The 20,032-nt window shown below is 45.4% G+C and carries 20 protein-coding genes; 15 read left to right on the top strand and 5 right to left on the bottom strand.

Annotated elements, in window-relative coordinates:
- Positions 1–68: 68 nt before the first annotated feature.
- Positions 69–533 carry a thioesterase family protein gene (locus ACLD71_RS04560; protein WP_411993240.1) on the bottom strand — a complete coding sequence of 155 codons (465 nt, stop codon included), beginning with the start codon at positions 531–533 and terminating at the stop codon, positions 69–71.
- Positions 534–676: 143 nt separating this feature from the next.
- Between ACLD71_RS04560 and recQ the strand changes: the two genes are divergently transcribed.
- The 4 genes from recQ to polA all read left to right on the top strand — a co-directional run bounded on the left by recQ (position 677) and on the right by polA (position 7,359).
- Positions 677–2,464, top strand: a complete 1,788-nt coding sequence (recQ, locus tag ACLD71_RS04555; RefSeq protein WP_411993238.1) for a DNA helicase RecQ — start codon at positions 677–679, stop codon at positions 2,462–2,464.
- Positions 2,465–2,496: 32 nt separating this feature from the next.
- On the top strand, positions 2,497–3,918 hold the full coding sequence (locus ACLD71_RS04550; protein WP_411993236.1) for a protein adenylyltransferase SelO: 1,422 nt from the start codon (positions 2,497–2,499) through the stop codon (positions 3,916–3,918).
- Positions 3,906–4,214, top strand: coding sequence for a hypothetical protein (locus tag ACLD71_RS04545; protein WP_411993234.1), 309 nt, complete (start codon positions 3,906–3,908; stop codon positions 4,212–4,214). The genes ACLD71_RS04550 and ACLD71_RS04545 overlap by 13 nt, the downstream gene beginning before the upstream one ends.
- A gap of 388 nt (positions 4,215–4,602) precedes the next feature.
- Entirely contained in the window at positions 4,603–7,359 is a 2,757-nt protein-coding gene (gene polA, locus ACLD71_RS04540) for a DNA polymerase I (protein WP_411993232.1), read from the top strand.
- A gap of 744 nt (positions 7,360–8,103) precedes the next feature.
- On the opposite strand, the gene ACLD71_RS04535 is transcribed toward polA, so the two are convergent.
- Entirely contained in the window at positions 8,104–9,174 is a 1,071-nt protein-coding gene (locus ACLD71_RS04535; RefSeq protein WP_411993231.1) for a glycoside hydrolase family 43 protein, read from the bottom strand.
- Between the two features lie 283 nt (positions 9,175–9,457).
- Positions 9,458–10,093, bottom strand: coding sequence for a ribosome biogenesis GTP-binding protein YihA/YsxC (yihA, locus tag ACLD71_RS04530; protein ID WP_373681412.1), 636 nt, complete (start codon positions 10,091–10,093; stop codon positions 9,458–9,460).
- A 137-nt stretch (positions 10,094–10,230) separates the two neighbouring features.
- Here yihA and ACLD71_RS04525 point away from each other — a divergent pair, with 137 nt between their 5' ends.
- The 5 genes from ACLD71_RS04525 to hemN all read left to right on the top strand — a co-directional run bounded on the left by ACLD71_RS04525 (position 10,231) and on the right by hemN (position 13,962).
- Positions 10,231–10,848: a c-type cytochrome gene (locus ACLD71_RS04525; protein ID WP_411993229.1), complete on the top strand. Its 618-nt coding sequence runs from the start codon at positions 10,231–10,233 to the stop codon at positions 10,846–10,848.
- Positions 10,849–10,956: 108 nt separating this feature from the next.
- Positions 10,957–11,589: a methyltransferase domain-containing protein gene (locus tag ACLD71_RS04520; RefSeq protein ID WP_411993227.1), complete on the top strand. Its 633-nt coding sequence runs from the start codon at positions 10,957–10,959 to the stop codon at positions 11,587–11,589.
- Positions 11,590–11,599: 10 nt separating this feature from the next.
- The gene (gene yihI, locus ACLD71_RS04515; RefSeq protein WP_137674485.1) at positions 11,600–12,124 is read left to right on the top strand and encodes a Der GTPase-activating protein YihI; all 525 of its coding nucleotides are present in this window, start codon (positions 11,600–11,602) and stop codon (positions 12,122–12,124) included.
- Between the two features lie 5 nt (positions 12,125–12,129).
- Positions 12,130–12,576: a DUF2489 domain-containing protein gene (locus ACLD71_RS04510; RefSeq protein ID WP_137674486.1), complete on the top strand. Its 447-nt coding sequence runs from the start codon at positions 12,130–12,132 to the stop codon at positions 12,574–12,576.
- 12 nt (positions 12,577–12,588) lie between these two features.
- Positions 12,589–13,962: an oxygen-independent coproporphyrinogen III oxidase gene (hemN, locus tag ACLD71_RS04505; protein ID WP_411993225.1), complete on the top strand. Its 1,374-nt coding sequence runs from the start codon at positions 12,589–12,591 to the stop codon at positions 13,960–13,962.
- A 27-nt stretch (positions 13,963–13,989) separates the two neighbouring features.
- Here the strand turns inward: hemN and znuA are convergent, their stop codons facing one another.
- Positions 13,990–14,871 (bottom strand): zinc ABC transporter substrate-binding protein ZnuA, encoded by an 882-nt coding sequence (gene znuA, locus ACLD71_RS04500; protein ID WP_411993223.1) that lies wholly within the window; start codon positions 14,869–14,871, stop codon positions 13,990–13,992.
- A gap of 121 nt (positions 14,872–14,992) precedes the next feature.
- Between znuA and znuC the strand changes: the two genes are divergently transcribed.
- The 6 genes from znuC (at position 14,993) to aroE (ending at position 19,501) form a co-directional block, all read left to right on the top strand.
- Entirely contained in the window at positions 14,993–15,751 is a 759-nt protein-coding gene (gene znuC, locus ACLD71_RS04495) for a zinc ABC transporter ATP-binding protein ZnuC (RefSeq protein ID WP_137674489.1), read from the top strand.
- A gap of 2 nt (positions 15,752–15,753) precedes the next feature.
- On the top strand, positions 15,754–16,542 hold the full coding sequence (gene znuB / locus ACLD71_RS04490) for a zinc ABC transporter permease subunit ZnuB (RefSeq protein WP_137674490.1): 789 nt from the start codon (positions 15,754–15,756) through the stop codon (positions 16,540–16,542).
- Complete coding sequence (locus tag ACLD71_RS04485; protein WP_411993221.1) at positions 16,542–17,117, top strand: Sua5/YciO/YrdC/YwlC family protein; 576 nt, start codon at positions 16,542–16,544, stop codon at positions 17,115–17,117. Before znuB ends, ACLD71_RS04485 begins: the two co-directional genes overlap by 1 nt.
- Positions 17,118–17,145: 28 nt before the next feature.
- Positions 17,146–18,084 carry an oxygen-dependent coproporphyrinogen oxidase gene (gene hemF, locus ACLD71_RS04480; RefSeq protein WP_303513599.1) on the top strand — a complete coding sequence of 313 codons (939 nt, stop codon included), beginning with the start codon at positions 17,146–17,148 and terminating at the stop codon, positions 18,082–18,084.
- Between the two features lie 118 nt (positions 18,085–18,202).
- Positions 18,203–18,583 carry a DUF413 domain-containing protein gene (gene maoP / locus ACLD71_RS04475; RefSeq protein ID WP_411993219.1) on the top strand — a complete coding sequence of 127 codons (381 nt, stop codon included), beginning with the start codon at positions 18,203–18,205 and terminating at the stop codon, positions 18,581–18,583.
- A 99-nt stretch (positions 18,584–18,682) separates the two neighbouring features.
- Complete coding sequence (aroE, locus tag ACLD71_RS04470; protein WP_411993217.1) at positions 18,683–19,501, top strand: shikimate dehydrogenase; 819 nt, start codon at positions 18,683–18,685, stop codon at positions 19,499–19,501.
- Here the strand turns inward: aroE and ACLD71_RS04465 are convergent.
- Entirely contained in the window at positions 19,491–19,934 is a 444-nt protein-coding gene (locus ACLD71_RS04465; RefSeq protein ID WP_373681413.1) for a GNAT family N-acetyltransferase, read from the bottom strand. The two genes, aroE and ACLD71_RS04465, sit on opposite strands and share 11 nt — an antisense overlap.
- Between the last annotated feature and the right edge of the window lie 98 nt (positions 19,935–20,032).

Here is a 20,032-nt window from a genome sequence, read left to right as displayed (position 1 = left end):
AGCTATAACTGGGTGAAATACTTGAAAATTGACGCAGAAATTACAGTTTAAATGGCAACTAAGCGTGGCTAGCCAACCAAGTAAGTGCCGGTACCAAAGGCAATGTGAGTACCCTCTTGATTATGTAGTTCCATACGAGTCACCGTGACTTTGTTACCGGAACGTATTACTTCTGCAGAGGCATAAAATACCTCACCAATACCGGGGCGCAAGTAGTCAATGCGTAAATCGATGGTGCCGGTTTTGCTGATTCGAGCGGATAATTCTTTGCTAGATAAATCTTCTAAGCGGTTGATCGCAGCCGCTGCAGCCGTCATTCCACCTGCTACATCCAAAATAGTTGCAGTAACCCCACCGTGCAAGATGCCATGAATGGGATTGCCTACTAACTTAGGGTCCATAGGCAATTTTAGCTTTACACCAGACGCACTGTATTCAACAAGCTCAATGCCAAGTAACTGATTAAACGGCATTTGATTAATGAAAGTATCGGCGATGGCTTGTCGCCACTTTTGCTGTCGTGAGCTGGTCATCTTGCTTCCTTACAAAATTAAACGCTTGTTTAAATACTGTATAGTGAGAAAAGAATAAAGGCAAACCAAGACAAGACCGCAGCGCTTGATTACAATGGCCGACCGATTAAGTCACAACCCGGTTTTTGGATGTTTTACCTGTAATGCAACGCGCCCAGCAAGTTCTACAAGATGTCTTTGGTTTTTCCGAATTTAGAACCGGGCAAACGGCCATTATCCAGCGTTTGCTGGAAGACCAAGACTGCCTAGCGATTATGCCTACAGGTGGTGGTAAATCTCTGTGTTTTCAAATTCCGGCTTTGGTTAAACCGGGTTTAACCGTCGTTATTTCACCGCTTATCTCATTGATGAAAGACCAAGTAGACAGCTTGCAACACAATGGCGTTAATGCGGCTTACCTTAACTCTAGCTTAGAGCGTGACCAGCAGTTTCAAGTTTATAAAAGCTTGCAACAAGGTGAGCTAAAACTACTCTATATTTCACCGGAGCGTTTAATTAATGGGGATTTCTTGCAGCGCCTGCAAGAGCTACCTTTGGCGATGTTTGCCATTGATGAAGCACATTGTATCTCTCAGTGGGGCCATGATTTTCGGCCTGAATACAATGCATTAGGCTGCTTGAAACAAAACTTCCCTAATGTTCCTTTGGTGGCTTTAACCGCAACCGCCGACGACACCACGCGTTTAGATATCTTGCAGCGGCTTAACTTAGGTGAAGCCTTTACCCATATTTCAAGCTTTGATCGACCAAACATTCGTTATACCTTGCAAGAAAAGTATCGCCCATGGCAGCAGCTTAGTGAGTACGTAAAACGACGCCGCGAAGATAGTGGCATTGTGTATTGCAGTAGCCGTAAACGGGTTGAAGAACTGGCGTTGAAGTTAAGTGCTGAAGGTTTACGCAGCGCCGCCTACCATGCTGGCTTGCCTATTGCGCAACGCCAATTAGTGCAAGAGCAGTTTCAGCGAGATGAAATTGAAGTAGTGGTGGCCACTGTCGCTTTTGGTATGGGTATTGATAAACCTAATGTGCGCTATGTATTTCACTATGATATTCCGCGCAATATCGAAGCCTACTACCAGGAAACCGGTCGTGCTGGTCGTGATGGCACCGAAGCAGAAGCGGTATTTCTTTATGATCCTGCCGACGCTAACTGGGTGCGCAGAATTATTGAAGAGAACGAAAACGAACAACAGCGCCGCGTTGAAAGCCATAAATTTAACGCGATTGTGGCATTTGCCGAAGCGCAAACCTGCCGCCGCCAAGTATTGCTCAACTACTTTGGTGAGTATTTGGCTAAACCCTGCGGTAACTGCGACGTATGTTTAGATCCCCCCAAACAATATGACGGTCTGCAAGATGCGCAAAAAGCCCTGTCTTGTGTTTACCGTTTAGGTCAGCGCTTTGGTATTGGTTATGTTATCGAAGTATTGCGTGGCAGTATGAGCCAGCGTATTTTGGAACAGGGTCATGACAAACTCTCTACCCACGGTATTGGTAAAAGTGCTAGCCACGAGCACTGGATGAGTGTGTTAAGGCAGTTGATTCATTTAGGTTTGCTGCAGCAGAATATTGCGCGTAGCTCGGTACTACAATTAACCGAAGCTGCACGGCCCTTCCTTAAAGGTGACCAAGCTCTGTCGTTAGCCGTACCGCGCTTAAACACCACCAAGCAAAGTAAAAAGACTGCCAGCTATGGGGTATATGATAAGCGTTTGTTTGCCTTGCTACGTAATTTAAGAAAGCGACTCGCCGACGATGAATCGGTGCCGCCTTTTGTGGTGTTTAACGACGCCACATTAATTGAAATGGCCCAGCAATTGCCGCAAACTCAGCATGAAATGTTAGCCATAAGTGGCGTGGGTTTGAAAAAACTAGAGCGTTACGGTTATCAATTCATGGGTTTAATAGACCAATACCAAGCCAGTTAATGGCGAGTTAGTTGCCAAAAAGAGGATCACATATGGAGTTTGTGAATCGTTTTTCCACCGCATTGCCTGAGCTCTGCCATCAGCAGCAGCCCACGCCTTTGCAAGATCCTGAGTTGGCTATTGTTAGCCAAGATGCCGCAGCATTGCTTGGCTTTGACAAAACCTTTATGGCTGGTCCCGAAGCCTTAGGTTTAACTGCTGGCAAGCTATTAATTGAAGGCATGCAGCCGGTATCTACGGTGTATGCTGGTCATCAGTTTGGCGGCTATTCTCCGCAATTAGGCGATGGCCGAGCGTTGCTACTCGGCGAGCTTAAAACAGCGCAAGGCGACTACTGGGAACTGCAGTTAAAGGGCTCTGGGCTCACTCCTTTTTCTCGCCAAGGCGACGGAAAAGCTGTATTGCGTTCCACCATTAGAGAATTTTTGGCCAGCGAAGCGATGGCTGCACTAGGCATTGCGACAACTCGCGCATTGAGTTTGTCGGTGGGCAGTGGTTTAGTTCAACGAGAGCGTTTTGAGAAAGAAGCGATGTTAGTGCGCATGGCGCCTAGTCATATTCGTTTTGGCCATTTTGAATACCTTTATTATCAGCAACAAACTCAGCCCTTAAAGCGTTTAATCGATTTTTGTTTAGAGCACTATTTTAGTGATTGCCTAACACACCAAAATCCTGTGTTGGCAATGTTGCAGCAGGTAGTCGATAGCACTGCGTTAATGATTGCCAAATGGCAAGCCGAAGGCTTTTGTCATGGAGTGATGAATACCGACAATATGTCGATACTCGGGCTCACCATTGATTATGGTCCTTATGGCTTTTTAGATGATTATAATCCCAGCCACATTTGTAATCACAGCGATCACTATGGCCGTTATGCCTTTAACCAGCAGCCTGGTGTAGGTTTATGGAATATACAGCGTTTAGCCCAAGCCTTGTCAGACTATGTACCTAGCAACCAAGCTGAACCTTTATGGATGCGCTATCAGCAAACAATTAACCAGCACTATCAGGGCTTGATGTTAAGCAAACTAGGGTTGACGCAATGGCAAGATGAAGACGAAGCGTTGTTGGGCCAATGGCTTAGCTTATTGGCCGAACAGAAAGCTGACTATCATCAAAGTATGCGGGCTTTGGCTGCACCTTTAGCACAGCTACCCGAGACATTTTCGGTAGCGTGGCACACATGGTTAGGCCGTTATTCAGAGCGTTGTCAGCAAAATGAACGCAGTCAGCAACACCGTATTGCGGCTATTAAACAGCACGTACCAGAATATGTATTGCGTAATTATTTGGCTCAACAAGTAATAGAAAAAGCAGAACAAGGCGATTATGCAGAGTTACACGCCCTGCATCAGGCTATGTCTCAACCTTTTACCCAGCAGCACGGCGCACAGCGTTTTGCGGCACCGCCGCCAGATTGGGGGAAGTGTTTGGAGATCTCATGCAGCAGTTAACGACCTTATTTGAAGTGCTTGAAGAGCATGGAGTGATTAAACTTAATCACTTATTTGAAGAACAGCAGTTTTTGGCTCAAGCGCAAGACTTTATTGAACAACAAGCTTGGCCTATTTCGTTTGCCGAACAAGGGGCCGATTGGTTGGTACTGGGCTTTTACCTAGAGCAGCAATTGTGGTGGTGGCGTTTTGATGCCCTAACCGAAAGTGCTTGGTTTGAATGCGCGAATAGTGAGCACTTTCAAGCCAGCTGTACGCCCTTACTGGCTGTGTTAAAACATGCCAGTTTTGGATAAACAAAATTAAATTTTCAGGCTGGTTAAAATGTGATCCATTACAAGGTTTCGCTCAGAGGAATCTTCTATATTAATCCACCTGCTTGAGCTGAGTTGATTATTAATTCACCGGTATAGGCAAGAAAAGCAATGTCATGGAATGATGTTTTCCACAATAAGGAAAGTGTTCACCGCTCCAATTTTTTGCCTTTCAATCTCCGTAAGTAACTGAAATAAATGATTTTACGATTTCTCCATTAAGCTTGTGATTTTTTCGCGAGAGAATGCTTGCTGTTTGTCAACAGAGTTATCCACAATTTATCCGAGGCTACAACGCTTAGCTCTGGTGCATTTAGGGTGGCTGTGGCATCATCGAGCGCAATGAAAATCTGAACTTTGGATCTCGGTTATGGCAACCCTCCCCGATCAGCCTTTGGTATTAGTTGATGGCTCTTCTTACTTGTACCGCGCATTTTATGCTCCCCCTCATTTAACCAACTCAAAAGGCGAAGCCACCGGCGCTGTTTACGGTGTTATTAATATGCTGCGCAGTTTGCTTAAGCAGTTTCAGCCTGAGCATATTGTGGTGGTGTTTGATGCCAAAGGTAAAACCTTCCGAGATGACATCTATAAAGAGTACAAAGCAAATCGCCCCTCAATGCCTGATGATTTGCGTAGCCAAATTGAGCCGTTGCATGCGGTCATTAAAGCGATGGGTTTACCAATGGTTGCTACGCCGGGCGTAGAAGCCGATGACGTGATTGGCACCTTGGCTAAACAAGCTTCAGCCGAAAACAAAGCCGTAGTGATTAGCACCGGTGATAAAGACATGGCGCAGCTAGTGGATGACAACATCACTTTGATCAATACCATGACGGATACGGTAATGGATCGAGAAGGCGTGATAGAGAAATTTGGCGTACCGCCTGAGCTAATTATTGATTATTTAGCCCTAATGGGCGACAAGGTCGATAATATTCCCGGTTTACCAGGAGTTGGCGAAAAAACTGCACTGGCGATGTTGCAAGGCATTGGCGGCGTAGAACAACTATTAGCTGACCCAGATGCCGTTGCTCCGCTGGGTTTCCGTGGCTCTAAAACCATGCCAAAGAAATTGCGCGAGCACGGCGAAGATGCGCGTTTATCTTATCTCTTAGCCACCATTAAGTGTGATGTGGACGTGGGCTTTAGCATGGACGACATGCAGCGTACGCCAGAAGATAAAGATGCCCTAGTAAAACTATTTGGTGAGTTAGAGTTTAAACGTTGGCTGAGTGAAGCATTAAGCAAGGGTTCGGTAACAAGTGACGTTGCTGATGCACAGGCTGAAGATGCCACGCCAGCGCCTGCAATAACCGGTGAATACGAAACCATTTTAACTGAGCAGCAGTTTGAGCAATGGTTTAAGCAGCTAAATAGCGCAGACTTGATTGCCATTGATACCGAAACTACCTCGCTTAATTACATGCAAGCCGAGTTAGTCGGTTTGTCGTTTGCAGTAGAAGCAGGCAAAGCCGCTTATTTACCGGTGGCTCATGACTACTTAAATGCGCCAGAGCAGCTAGAGCGCGATTGGGTATTGGAAAAACTGAAACCTTTATTGGAAGATCCCAATAAAGCGAAAGTAGGGCAAAATCTAAAGTACGACGCGAGTGTACTGGCACGTTATAACATCGATTTACAAGGCATTAAGTACGACACCATGTTGGAGTCATACGTGCTTAATAGCACGATTACTCGTCATGATATGGACTCCTTATCTCTACAATACTTGCAACATAAAACCATCAAGTTTGAAGATATTGCAGGTAAAGGCGCTAAACAACTTACCTTCAATCAAATTGAGCTAGAAGTGGCTGCACCTTATGCCGCAGAAGACGCCGATGTCACTCTGCGTCTGCACCAAACCTTATGGGCAAAATTGGAGCAAGAGCCAAAACTTAAAAGTCTGTTCGAAGAAGTAGAACTGCCTTTAGTGAGTGTATTGTCTAAGACTGAGCGTCAGGGAGTGCGTATCGACAGCCAACGATTGGCAGCGCATAGCTTGTCGCTAGGCGAGCGTATCGACGGTTTAGAGAAGCAGGCGCATGAGCTAGCGGGTGAACCTTTTAACCTAGGCTCTCCTAAGCAATTGCAAACCATTTTGTTTGAGAAAATGGAACTGCCAATTGTTAAGAAAACACCAAAAGGTGCACCCTCAACGGCCGAAGAAGTATTGCAAGAGTTAGCCTTAGATTACGCCTTGCCTAAAGTGATTTTAGAGTACCGCAGCCTGTCTAAACTTAAGTCGACTTATACTGACAAGCTACCAAAAATGGTAGAGCCTAGTACAGGCCGTGTACATACCTCTTATCATCAGGCCGTTACCGCTACTGGTCGTTTCTCGTCTACCGATCCTAACTTGCAAAATATCCCTATTCGCCATGAAGAAGGGCGTAAAGTGCGTCAGGCCTTTATCCCCGCTGATGGCTATAAGTTGGTAGCGATCGATTACTCACAAATTGAGTTACGGATTATGGCCCACCTTTCACAAGATCCTGGTTTGTTAAAAGCGTTTGCGGCTGGCGAAGATGTGCATAAAGCCACCGCCGCCGAAGTATTTGGCAAGGAGCTAGAAGCGGTGAGTGCTGACGAACGCCGTAGCGCAAAAGCGATTAACTTTGGCTTAATTTATGGCATGAGCGCGTTTGGTTTAGCTAAGCAGTTAGGCATTGCCCGTGCTGATGCGCAAAACTACATGAATCGCTATTTTGAGCGTTATCCAGCAGTGCATGATTACATGGATAGTACTCGTGATTTCTGCCAAGAGCATGGATATGTAGAAACATTTTTTGGTCGTCGTTTATACCTACCCGAGATTAACTCGCGTAACGGAATGCGTAAAAAAGCGGCTGAGCGTGCAGCTGTCAATGCGCCAATGCAAGGTACCGCCGCCGATATAATTAAAAAGGCGATGATCGCAGTAGCCGATTGGTTAAGTACTCAACCAGTAGAGCATTGCAAAATGCTGATGCAGGTTCACGATGAATTAGTGTTTGAAGTACTCGAATCAGAGCTAGAGCGAATTGTTCCAAAATTAACGCAATTAATGGAACAGGCTGTTACGCTCGATTTACCTTTGGTGGCTGAATCTGGAGTGGGTGAGAACTGGGATGAAGCCCACTAGGCGATAAACCTATATCAATAAAGGAGGCTTTGGCCTCCTTTTTTTGTGCCTTTTTTATTTCAGATTTACTTGGTAATTTTGAAAACCTTTTCGCGTAATTTTAAAACTCATATATACCTCTAAAGTGAAATTTCCTTACAAAAAGTGCTTTATTTTTCATCGATGATGCTCTAGAGTAACTCTTGTAGGGTACAGAGGTAAGATGTTCTATCTTTCAGACCTTTATTTCACGTAGTTGAAAAAGGCTATTTTGCCGCCTCGACAGTCATCTGTCGGGGCGTTTTTTTATCTAAATTCCAGTCACCGTGCGGGGTTAGGGCCCTTAATTTATTGTGTCCCTGTTTCAGTCAAACCTACTCGCCGCCGATTGTTTCTTTTTTTCTTTTATTTGGTTGTTTAATTACGATATTTGGGAATATAAGCTCGTAATTCTCCGCTATTCATCCTTATTTATTACAAGAAACACTGCTTTAGTCACAGCTTATGGCTACATGGTGAAACAAAAAATACAACTTTTTAGAAAGTATTGTGAACTAATCCATTTTCAGCGGGTCATAATTAGTGCAATTGGAATAGTGCTTTCAGTTTTTAAGAATTCTTTTCTTACATGCCTCATCAAACGATGGGGCTTTTTTTTGCCTGTCTTTTACAGCATAAACTGCTGTAGCCAATGACATGAAAAAGCGGTGTTTTGGAGACATAAAAAAACGCCACGAGTGCGGCGTTTTTTTCAGCTGCGTATTACTAGTCGTAATAAGGCTTAATCACTTCAATTTTGCCAGCGTCGTCAATATTTAACTCCGCCATCTTAATACTGCGTAAATGGGTTTGTCCGGCAGATAGCGTGCTGTCGTGGTAGAACAGATACCATTTACTTTGGTATTTAACGATAGAGTGGTGAGTTGTCCAACCCAATACTGGCTCAAGAATAACGCCTTCATAGCGGAATGGCCCGTAAGGAGAGTCACTGCTCGCGTAAGCTATTTTGTGAGTATCACCCGTTGAGTAAGACAAGTAGTAGCGTCCGTTGTGCTTATGCAGCCATGGGCCTTCAAAATAACGACGTTCATTGTCACCGGCTAACAGCAAGTCGCCATTTTCATCAACAATGTCGATCTCTTTTGGTGTTTCAGAAAACTCCAGCATGTCGTCGGTCATTTTAGCAACGAAAGGCTTTAAGGCGATTTCGTTATCGGCTGGGAATTGCTCTTCACCAAACTCACCGTTACGCCAGTTTTGTAATTGACCACCCCATAGACCACCAAAGTACATGTAGTGGCTACCATCGTCGTCTTTAAATACCGCAGGGTCGATACTAAAGCTGCCTTCAATAGCGTTTGCTTGCGGAACAAATGGCCCCTCTGGACAGTCGCCTACAGCAACCCCAATTTGGAAAATGCCATCGTAGTTACGGGCTGGAAAGTATAGGTAGTACTTGCCATCTTTCTCGGCGGCATCGGGTGCCCACATTTGCTTTTCAGCCCAAGGTACATCTTTTACATCTAGCGCATTACCGTGATCACTCACTACGCCAAATGGACGGTCGAGAGAGAATACGTGGTAGTCACGCATGTCAAAGTGATCACCGTTGTCATTCAGTGGCTGGCCGTTATCTACATCGTGAGATGGGTAGATGTATAGCTTGTCGTTAAATACATGGGCAGAAGGGTCTGCCGTATACATATGGGTTACTAGCGCGCCGCTAATGGGTTTTAACTGTTCGGCACGTGCCTTGTCGGCTGTGGTTACCGCTTCTGCGTCGCTGATCTCGCTAGGTTCTTCAATCCTAGTCTCGGTTGCATCATTCACGCTCATGGTGTTTCCTCGTTAAGTTTTGCGCCAGTATAGCGATCTGCATTCTCATAACCTTTACGTTCTTCGGTAGCCTAATTGCAAAATTTTCCCATCGACGACAATTTCTCATAAAACTATGAGCGAGTGCACAGCTAGTGGGTTTGGCTATGAAACTTCATGAAACAAAAAGCGGGTTAAACCACGACAAGCGATGTGTAGCATTTTGTTTTTGTGGGAACAGTGAGCGAGAATAAAGAGGGGGGGAGATTTAAGGCTTGCTGCGGTTGAGCAAGCCTAGCGGCATTTACTCAGCGCTTTGAGCTTGTTCTTCTACATGTTGGTCAAACCAAGTTACAAGGGCATTTTGCAGTAAATCTAGGCCTTGTTTCTTTAACGAGGAAAAACCTTCTACACGAACGTTACCACCAAACTCTTTGGCGGTTTCTCGGCCTTTTAAAATAGCCGCTTTACGCGCGCCTTGTTTTAGCTTGTCTGATTTGGTTAGCAAGGCAAGTACAGGCAAATCACAATCTACCGCCCATTGAATCAATCCGGCATCGGTATCTTTAAATGGATGGCGAATATCCATAAGTACCACTATGCCTTTTAAGCTTTGGCGATCTTGTAAATACTCCGACAAGGATTTTTGCCACTTTTTCTTCACTTCTTCTGGTACCTGAGCAAAACCATAGCCCGGTAAGTCGATTAAGCGAAAACCGTCCATTATTTCAAAAACGTTAATTAATTGAGTACGCCCCGGTGTTTTACTGGTTCGTGCTAAACTTTTTTGGCGGGTTAAGGTATTTAATGCACTCGATTTTCCAGCATTTGAGCGGCCAGCAAAGGCGATTTCAATCCCGCTGTCTTCGGGCATGGCGTGAATATCGGGGGCGCTGGTAATAAAGTGGGTGTTTTGAAAATGATATTGCGCCATGGCGATGTTGAGCTCCACAAGGAAATTAGGGTAATACATTACGTTTTTGGCAAAATTGTGTAAAATAATGCCGTTACTGGACTCGCTAAGTGTATCACGGGCACCAGTGTGTGGTTTGGAATAATACTAATAAATGGAATGTCATGAAAAAACTTACCTTAGTTTTAATGTTAATGGCGGGTGTAGCCAGTCCGGTTTGGGCGAAGGGAGATGCTGTGGCCGGAGAGCAAAAATCAGCAACTTGTAAAGCTTGTCATAACGAACAAGGCGAAGCAGCTGGTTATCCTAAATTAGAAGGCCAACACGCCGGTTACTTGGTGAAACAGCTAAAAGAATTTAAAGCCGGCGCAACCAGCGGCGGTACAGAAGGGCGTAACAACGCCGTAATGGGTGGCATGGCAATGCCATTATCTGAGCAAGATATGCAAGATTTGGCGGCTTATTACTCAGGCCAATCAATGAGTCCAAACACTACCGCACCAGAGTTTGTAGAAGCGGGCCAGAAGTTATATATGGGTGGCGATTTAGAGCGTGGCATTGCTGCATGTACTGCTTGTCATGGCCCTCGTGGTGTTGGTCAAAGCTTAGCGGGCTTCCCACGAATATCTTCACAATACGCAGGTTACATTAAGAGCCAGTTAGAATTGTTCCGTAGTGGAGAGCGCGCCAACGACATGAACGGCATGATGCGAGACGTAGCTGCAAAACTAAGCGATAAAGATATTGAGTTGTTATCGCAATACCTTGGTGGTTTACACTAAGCGTTAACTGGGCAGCGCTCGCTGCCCAGCTCTATTGATTTATTATTCGCCATCTTAGCGCTTAGTGTTACACTTGCGCCCCTAAAAAATACGGCAAGGTGCTGATTGGTGAAATGTCCACTTTGTTGTGCCGCATCACCAAGCGATTTTTATCGCAATAAATGTAGTCAATATTGGCATTGCCCAAGCTGTGATTTGATCTTTCTAGACCCAAATGACCTGCTAAGTGCAGACGCTGAAAAAGCGCATTACGATTGCCATAATAATGATCCGCAAGACCAAGCGTATTTAGGTTTTTTACGGCAAGTTAGTGAACCAGTTGTGGCAGCACTAACGCACCAAGCAATTGGCTTAGATTTTGGTTGTGGGCCGGGCCCAGCTTTGGCACTGTTGCTAGAGCAAGCAGGGCATCAGTTACTGAACTATGATCCAATATATTATCCCGATGAGCAGCTATTAACTCAGACTTATCGGTTTGTGACGTGCAGCGAAGTGGCAGAGCACTTTAATTTTCCAGAGCACGCTTGGCAGCGTTTGATATCGCTGGTTCAGCAGCCGGGTTTATTAGCCGTAATGACTAAACGCCATAGTGGAATTAAGGTTTTTCCGCAGTGGTATTATAAAAATGATCCTACTCATGTGGCGTTTTATAGTGATAAAACATTTGCGTGGTTAGCCGAGCATTATCAGATGAAGTTGGAGATAGTGAGCCCCAGTGTGGCGCTATTCCATAGAGTTTAAGGTAAATAACATGGCCAGAAAAAAGAATCGTAAAGGTGGGTTAATCGGGGTACGCAAGGACCCTGATTTTAAGTCTAAACGAGTTGCTGTTCCTGAAACGGTAACTAAAGGTAAGGGTAAAACCTCGGGCAATCGTCAGCAAGAAGCTGAGCAAGTTAAGCAAGACACCATTGCCAAGCAAAAAACTGATCCACGCCACGGCAGCAAAACACCGGTTGTACTGGGTGTTGCTAAACCTGTAGCTGCGAAAAAAGTGGCTAAGCCAGCACCTGCTAAGCAGCCATTGACGCCAGAAAAAGAGTTAGCTCTGTTAGAAGCCGATACGCGCCTCGAAAGCCTGATTGATGTATTAGAAGAAGGCGGTGAAATTAGCAAAAAAGAACAGCAATGGGTCGATTTACAATTAGCTCGCCATGCTGAGTTGCTGGCTGAGTTAGGCCTATCGGAAGACGCCGAAGAAGCCGAAGCTTTAGACGATGACGAGCAGCTATGGCGCTCGCTAAATAGCTCTTCTTTGGATCAGTATAAGGATTAATACAGATGGTCTGGTGGCTGGTGGCAGCAACAGTAATTGTTGTAGCGTTGGCAGTATATGCGGCGTTATTGGTGGGGCGTTTGTTGGGGCAACGAAAAGTCATTCAACACGCGGTGGCCAAGCGTAATGAAAACCTAGTAAACGACATTCGTTATATTGCTAAAGCCATGCAAGAAGACCGCTGCGGCTTATCGGAAGGTGTGATAAGAGTCAGCAATTTGTTGCTTGCTCTGCAAACGCCAGAGCTTATTGATTGGGCGCAACGCTTTCCGTCGGTGTTTCAGTTATACAATGCGGTAAAAGAATTGCCTACTCATGAGGCGCGCAATACCCTGCCGTTGCAGCAGCGTATGCGCCAAGATCTTGAGCGAGAAGCTGAAGAAAAAGCCTTAGAGAAACTTATATTGCAAGAAGCCGAAGCACTGACACAGCTCAGTGTAAACGCGCTCTAGGAGATAACTCAGATGTCAGTATCAACGGTGGATTGGGATCAGCAACTAATCGAGAAGTACAACTACTCGGGACCACGCTACACCTCTTATCCTACGGCCTTAGAGTTTAATGAAGAGTTTGGCCAAGCCCAGTTTACCGTGGCCAGTGAAAAGTTTCCTGAGCGAGATTTATCACTGTATGTGCACATTCCTTTTTGCCATAAGCTTTGCTACTACTGCGGCTGTAATAAGGTGATTACCCGTCATCAACACAAAGCTGATATTTACCTTGATTACTTAGAGCAAGAAATAGCCCTACAAGCGCCACGATTTAAGCAACGCAAAGTGAGCCAAATGCATTGGGGCGGTGGCACACCAACTTACCTTGAGCCCGAACAACTAAAACGACTCACTAGCCAGCTGTTTAGTCAGTTTAGTTTTGCTGAAGGTGCAGAAATTAGTATTGAAGTTGACCCGCGTGAGATTGAGCTTTCTACTATCGATTTGCTGGCCGAATTAGGCTTCAACCGTTTAAGCCTAGGTGTGCAAGACTTTGATAAACAAGTACAGCAAGCTGTTAATCGAGACCAAGATGAAGATTTTATTTTTGCCTTGGTAGAGCGCGCTAAAGCAGTGGGCTTTAACTCGGTAAATATCGATCTCATATACGGTTTACCGCACCAAACCCGTGATAGCTTTAAGCGAACCTTAGCGCGGGTGATTGACCTAGACCCAGACCGTTTATCGGTATTTAACTATGCCCATTTGCCGAGCCGTTTTGCTGCTCAGCGAAAAATAGATGAAGCTGCAATGCCAAGCAGTGATGAACGCTTAGGTATACTACGTGACAGCATTGAGTTTTTAACCACTCACGGTTATCAGTTTATTGGTATGGACCACTTTGCCAAGCCAGACGACGAATTGGCGATTGCCCAGAATAAGGGCGAGTTACATCGTAACTTCCAAGGTTATACCACTCAGGGTGAAGCCGACTTATTGGGTTTAGGTGTTTCGTCTATTTCTATGTTGGGCGATGCTTACAGCCAAAATCAAAAAGACTTAAAAACCTACTACGCACAAATCGACCAACAGGGTCACGCACAGTGGAAAGGCATAGCACTTAATCAAGATGATTTGATTCGTCGCGAACTGATTAAAACCTTGATCTGTAATTTTCAATTATCGTTTAGCGATATTGAACAACAATTTAATTTGGATTTTCAGGCTTACTTTGCTGAAGACCTCGTGTTACTCAAACCTTTTGTTGAAGACGGTTTAGTGAGCATGAGCAATGAAGAGATTATAGTGACCAATAAAGGGCGCTTACTGATCCGAAATATTTGTATGTGCTTCGATGTTTATTTTCGCAGCCAGGCGCGGCGGCAACAGTTTTCTCGAGTGATTTAAAAAACGGAGCCTAGGCTCCGTTTTTTATTAGTGGCTTAAGCAATCTGAGTAAGCATCGGCTAACTGCTGCAGTAATTCAAAGTAACCGTCTTTATTATTGTTCACGCTTATACCCAATGGATCGAGCATGCTAATTTTAGCCCCGCTGTGTTGGCTAATGCTTTCTAGCAAAGCGCCGTCAAATTGGGGTTCAGCAAAAATACACTTGGCTTTACCTTGCTCCAGTTGCTGGCGAATGTTCAGCAGGCTTTTTGCGCCAGGGCGACGCTGAGGATTGATGGTGAATTCGCCTAAGCGATTTAAAGCAAACTGGCGCTCAAAATAACTATAGCCATCGTGAAAAACAAAATACCCTTGTTGTTGAACCGGCGCTAATTGCTGACCAATGCTTTGCTCAAGCTTATCGAGGTGTTGATTAAAGCGCGTTAACTGTTGCTGAAAGTGTTCGCTAGTCTCCGGCATTTTACTTATTAATTTTTCGGTGATGGCGGCAGCTATCACTCGGGCTTCGCTTGGGCCCAACCAAATGTGCGGGTCAACATCATGATGGTGGCCCTCATGATCATGATGCTCGTGGCCTTTGTCACCATCAATGTGATCCAAACCCGGTAAATCAAGCAATGCCAACTGAGAAGTATCGGTTTGACTAAGAGGTTTACTTAAAAAGGGTTCTAGTTCATCACCGACCCAAATTAATAAATCGGCTTCACGAATCGCTCTTACATCAGAAGGGCGCAAAGCATAATCGTGTGGCGATACGTTAGGGCTTACCAAGTAATCAACGGCTAATTCGCCTTCAGTAAGGCTGGTTACAATTAGTTGCAGGGGTTTAATACTTACCAGTATGTTTGGGTTGGCAGCCCAACTTGGCGCAGCAATTAACATAACGATAAAAAACAGTTTACGCATAAAGGCTTTTTGAGGTGATTTGGTAAAATAATACGATAGTGTAACATCTAGTGTAGAATAGCGCGCCCCACGCTAAACTCGCTGGGGGCATACACGCTAATTTTTCTATAGGATGCAGGGATTGACCACCTTACTCTCACTGAACAACATCTGTGTTAGCTTTGACGACCGCATGGTACTCGACCATGTTTCGTTGGAACTTAATCGCGGCCAAATAACTACCTTAATTGGCCCTAATGGCGCAGGTAAAAGTACCCTCATAAAAGTGATTTTGGGTTTAATCTCGGCTGATTCGGGTAACATCGCGCGCGCCTCTAAGCTACGCATTGGCTATGTACCGCAAAAAATTAGCCTTGATGAGTCCTTCCCGCTAACCGTAGAGCGCTTTCTTAAGCTGGCTCGTCATTCATCGAAAGCGGGTTTAACCAAAGTAATTAGTCAGTTAAGCATTAGTCGCTTGCTCGACCGACAAATGGTGCGTTTGTCTGGCGGTGAAATGCAGCGAGTATTGCTGGCGCGAGCGCTGCTTGGTGAACCGCAATTGTTGGTGTTAGACGAACCGGTGCAAGGGGTAGATATCTCTGGGCAAATAGAGTTATATCAATTGATAGCTGATATTGCCCAGCAAATTGGTTGTGGCGTATTGTTGGTCTCTCACGATTTACATCTAGTGATGGCGGGTACCGACCACGTTATTTGTTTGAACCATCATGTTTGTTGTCATGGTGAACCAGAAAGTGTTGCTCAGCACCCTGAGTTTGCGCGTTTGTTTGCCCAAAATGAACGGCAACAATTGGCCGTGTATACCCACCATCATGTTTGTGATGAACACGACCATGAACATCATCACCCGCAGCCCAGCTCTGAAGAGAATAACTAAGCATGGATGACTTTTTAATTAATGCCTTACTGGCGGGTTTAGGCATTGCGGTACTCGCTGGGCCTTTGGGTTCTTTTATGGTGTGGCGCCGTTTAGCCTATTTTGGCGATACCTTGGCACATGCTTCATTACTGGGTGTTGCTTTAGGTTTATGGCTGCAAATTAACCCAGTGATAGCCGTGGTATTTAGTGGCGTAATGTTGGCGGTGATTTTGTTGTCACTGCAACGCTATAAGCAGCTGGCTAGCGATACTTTGTTAGGTATTATGGCGCACTCTGCCCTGTCGTTAGGTTTAGTGGTTGTGGCCCTAATGGACAACGTGCGTATTGATTTAATGGCTTATTTGTTCGGTGATTTACTGGCCGTTACTCAGCAAGACTTATTATGGATTTGGGGCGGTGGTGCCGTGGTATTGGCTATTTTACTTAGCCAATGGAATAAGTTGTTATCGGCTACGGTTAATGAGCAAATTGCCGAAGTGGAAGGGGTGAATGTTGGTTTAATGCGCGCTTTATTACTGCTGTTATTAGCAGTGGTAGTGGCGATTGCCATGAAAATTGTTGGCGCATTAATTATTAGCTCCTTGTTATTAATCCCTGCAGCGACTGCCCGTCGTTTAAGTCGTTCGCCGGAGCAAATGGCGGTATTTGCCATCGTATTTGGTGCTATCTCGGTGGTCTTAGGTTTATGTTTGTCTTGGTATCAAGATACGCCAGCAGGGCCTTCGGTGGTGGTATGTGCCGCACTACAGTTTTTGTTAATTCACAGTTTGGTAAAAGTGCAAAAATAATGACCCAGCCTACTCAACGCCCCATCACCACAAACACCAGTGAAGTCGTCACTGTTCTACAGCAAGGCGCAGTGATAGCCTACCCAACCGAAGCGGTGTTTGGTTTGGGCTGTGACCCAGATAACAAACAAGCAGTATCAAAAATTTTGCAGATAAAGCGCCGTCCAGTGGAAAAGGGACTGATCTTGTTAGCCTCAGAGCTTGCGCACTTATTACCCTATATTGATTATTCAGCCCTAAGTGCCGAGCAGCAGCAGTTATTGGTGAGCAAGCAAACTCGGCCCACTACTTGGTTAGTGCCCGTTTCAGCCGCTACACCCAAGTGGATTTCTGGTCAGTTCAGCAGTGTTGCGGTGCGTTTAACCTCACACCCACTGGTGGCTGATATCTGTCAGCGTTGGGGCAAGCCTTTAGTGTCTACCTCGGCTAATTACAGCGGAGAAATACCAGCTGCAAATGCTGAGCAAGCTGCCTTGTTAACGGGCGTAGACTTAGTGGTTGACGGCCCTTTGGGTAAGGCTAAGCAAACCAGCCAAATCAAAGATATTTTTACTGGCGAAGTGATTCGCGCTTAACCCTTAATTACTAGGTGAAGGATCCGGCATGCAAGACGTTAACATTGAAGCAGTGCGACAGTTTTTTTTGCAGTTGCAACAAACTATTTGTCAGCAACTTGAGCAACAAGACGGCGAAGCTAGTTTCTTCCACGACGATTGGCAGCGTGACCCAGCCGAGCACAATGGTTTAACCGGTGAAGGACGTACCCGCGTACTTACCAATGGCAAGGTGTTTGAACAAGCCGGGGTTAACTTCTCCCACGTTTGTGGCAAACAAATGCCAGCATCGGCCACCGCACAACGCCCAGAACTAGCCGGCCGTCATTTTGAAGCCATGGGGGTGTCTTTGGTGATTCATCCTAACAATCCAATGGTGCCAACCTCACATGCTAATGTGCGGTTTTTTGTGGCAGAGAAAGAGGGCGAAGCACCTATATGGTGGTTTGGTGGCGGCTTTGATTTAACCCCTTATTATGGTTTTGATGAGGACTGTATTTCTTGGCATCAAACTGCTGCAGACTTGTGCCAGCCTTTTGGTGAAGAGGTATATCCAAAATATAAAGCGTGGTGCGATCGCTACTTTTACTTAAAACACCGTAACGAAACCCGTGGCGTTGGTGGCTTATTCTTTGATGATCTTAACGAAACCGGCTTTGCCCAAAGCTTTGCTTTTACTCAAGCGGTGGGAGAAGGCTTTTTGAAGGCCTACTTGCCCATTGTTGAACGACGAAAAGATACGCCGTTTAATGAGCAACAGCGTGACTTTCAATTATACCGCCGTGGTCGTTATGTCGAGTTTAACTTGGTCTACGACCGGGGCACCTTATTTGGTTTGCAGTCGGGTGGGCGAACTGAGTCTATTCTTATGTCTTTACCGCCTTTAGTTAAGTGGCGATACAATTGGCAGCCAGAAGCTGGCAGTGAAGAAGCACAACTTTATCAACGTTATTTGATGCCGCAAGACTGGCTAAACCTGTCAGTTTGAACACTGTAAAAAAAGCGACTTATTTTCTTGCCAGAATGACCACTATGGATTAAATATTTTAAGGCTTGGTGTTATCAAACTAAGCCTTAAAAATGTCTTATTAGTTGAGTCTTGAGCTATGAATGGATCGTTTTCAGCAAAACGTCGGTTTTTCGATGACAAACACTTTCGCCGTGGCTTTTCTCGCAGCGGCGCCTTCACCATTAAAGAAGCAGAGTTATTAGAACGCTGCGGTAGTGCCTTTAAAGAACTCGATGAATCTACTCGCGAACCTATTGACGATATTGAGTCGATTTTTATATCAGTATGTCGTGGTGTGTCAGAGCCAGAAACCGCTGAACAAAAAGTGTGGCTAAAATATAAAAAGCTTACTGGCCGCAAGGCATTTCATGGTTTGGTCAGTAATCCACCCAAGACTGGTGCCAACGACGCGCCAGTAAATGATGATAACAATGAGGTGGATGATGTTGATGCCCCTGAGTTAGACGAAGACGATTAAGACCAAGCCAATAGGTGCGCTATATTTTCAAGATTGCGCTTTGGCTTTTGCTTAAAGCCTTGTTAAGGTGACTTATTATTTGTTTATGTAGTGCGCCTAATGGATTTATACGCAGTATTTGGCAACCCAATTAGCCAATCAAAATCTCCTTTTATTCATACCTTGTTTGCCCGCCAAACCCAGCAACAGTTAACTTACACCGCCATTGAGCCTGCAGAAGACGGCTTCGCTCAAGCGCTAACTGCGTTTTGGCAAGATGGAGGAAAAGGTTGCAACATTACCGCGCCATTTAAAGAGCAAGCTTATCAAGCTGCGCAGCAACATACCGAGCGGGCTTTATTGGCTGGTGCCGTGAATACCTTAAAACTCACCGACGATGGTGTGATATTGGGCGACAATACCGACGGTGCGGGTCTTGTGGCAGATCTAATTGCTAATTTTGGAGAGCTTAAAGGTTTACGTATTTTGCTGTTAGGTGCTGGTGGTGCGGCGCGAGGTGTATTACGCCCACTATTAGAGCAGCAACCCAGCGAAGTTCTCATTGCCAATCGTACCGTAAGTAAAGCAGAAGCCTTAGCAGTACGTTTTAGTGACTTTGGCAATATTAATGCGAGCTCTTTTGAAGCCGTCGCTGGCGAGTTTGATATTGTTATCAACTCAACCTCAGCGGGATTAAAAGGTGAGCTTCCTCCGCTTAAGGCCGAGGTGATTACCAAACATACCCGTTGTTACGACATGACTTATTCGGCAGAACTTACCGCTTTCAATGCTTGGGCCATTGAACAAGGCGCTGCTAAAGTTGTTGATGGCTTAGGAATGTTAGTGGGGCAGGCAGCCGAAAGCTTTACGGTATGGCGCGGTATTCGCCCTGGTTTTCGTCAAGTATTGCGCGAGTTACGCCGCAACCTTAGTCGTTAGCTTTTATTTCCATGCCTACGTGTGGAATATTGTCTTCAAGATAGGGCTTAGTGCAGATATCGAAACCAAGGCTTTGATAGAAATCTTCTAGGTAGCGCTGGGCAGAAATATGAATAGTGGCGGCTGGCCAATGTTGTTGGCAATAGTTTATAGCGTGACGCATTAATTGTTGGCCGAGTCCTCTGCCACGAGCGGCTTTAGCCGTCACTACTCTGCCAATACTCGAATCAAGAGGCTCTGGTGGAAAAACTCTGGCGTAAGCGAGCAATTGACCATCTTCACTGCCTAATAGATGTAAGGCCTGTGGGTCACGTCCATCCACATCTTGGTAAGGGCAGTCTTGTTCCACAACAAAAACGGCTTCACGCAGGGCGATCATTTGGTATAGCTGCTGAGTACTTAGCTCCTCAAAACGTAACCATTGCCAATTTATCATCTATATTTCACTTGCAGTTTGCATATACCGAAGCAACACTTTAAAAAGACTTAGCATAAATAACAACAACTAAGCCTTACTAGGCGGAGCCGCTA

The organism is Agarivorans sp. DSG3-1 (assembly GCF_046774965.1).
Taxonomy (GTDB): Bacteria; Pseudomonadota; Gammaproteobacteria; order Enterobacterales; family Celerinatantimonadaceae; genus Agarivorans.
Note: the sequence above shows the minus strand (reverse complement) of the source record. Positions and strands in the feature narration are given on the sequence as shown.

Excerpts from the sequence above, each read along its gene's own strand:
- ACLD71_RS04545 (WP_411993234.1), top strand. The coding sequence starts at position 3,906 with ATGCAGCAGTTAACGACCTTATTTGAAGTGCTTGAAGAGCATGGAGTG.
- aroE (WP_411993217.1), top strand. The coding sequence starts at position 18,683 with ATGGATTTATACGCAGTATTTGGCAACCCAATTAGCCAATCAAAATCT.
- maoP (WP_411993219.1), top strand. The coding sequence starts at position 18,203 with ATGAATGGATCGTTTTCAGCAAAACGTCGGTTTTTCGATGACAAACAC.
- ACLD71_RS04510 (WP_137674486.1), top strand. The coding sequence starts at position 12,130 with ATGGTCTGGTGGCTGGTGGCAGCAACAGTAATTGTTGTAGCGTTGGCA.
- ACLD71_RS04535 (WP_411993231.1), bottom strand. The coding sequence starts at position 9,174 with ATGAGCGTGAATGATGCAACCGAGACTAGGATTGAAGAACCTAGCGAG.
- znuB (WP_137674490.1), top strand. The coding sequence starts at position 15,754 with ATGGATGACTTTTTAATTAATGCCTTACTGGCGGGTTTAGGCATTGCG.
- znuA (WP_411993223.1), bottom strand. The coding sequence starts at position 14,871 with ATGCGTAAACTGTTTTTTATCGTTATGTTAATTGCTGCGCCAAGTTGG.
- hemN (WP_411993225.1), top strand. The coding sequence starts at position 12,589 with ATGTCAGTATCAACGGTGGATTGGGATCAGCAACTAATCGAGAAGTAC.
- ACLD71_RS04525 (WP_411993229.1), top strand. The coding sequence starts at position 10,231 with ATGAAAAAACTTACCTTAGTTTTAATGTTAATGGCGGGTGTAGCCAGT.
- polA (WP_411993232.1), top strand. The coding sequence starts at position 4,603 with ATGGCAACCCTCCCCGATCAGCCTTTGGTATTAGTTGATGGCTCTTCT.
- yihI (WP_137674485.1), top strand. The coding sequence starts at position 11,600 with ATGGCCAGAAAAAAGAATCGTAAAGGTGGGTTAATCGGGGTACGCAAG.
- hemF (WP_303513599.1), top strand. The coding sequence starts at position 17,146 with ATGCAAGACGTTAACATTGAAGCAGTGCGACAGTTTTTTTTGCAGTTG.
- ACLD71_RS04485 (WP_411993221.1), top strand. The coding sequence starts at position 16,542 with ATGACCCAGCCTACTCAACGCCCCATCACCACAAACACCAGTGAAGTC.
- ACLD71_RS04560 (WP_411993240.1), bottom strand. The coding sequence starts at position 533 with ATGACCAGCTCACGACAGCAAAAGTGGCGACAAGCCATCGCCGATACT.
- ACLD71_RS04550 (WP_411993236.1), top strand. The coding sequence starts at position 2,497 with ATGGAGTTTGTGAATCGTTTTTCCACCGCATTGCCTGAGCTCTGCCAT.
- recQ (WP_411993238.1), top strand. The coding sequence starts at position 677 with ATGCAACGCGCCCAGCAAGTTCTACAAGATGTCTTTGGTTTTTCCGAA.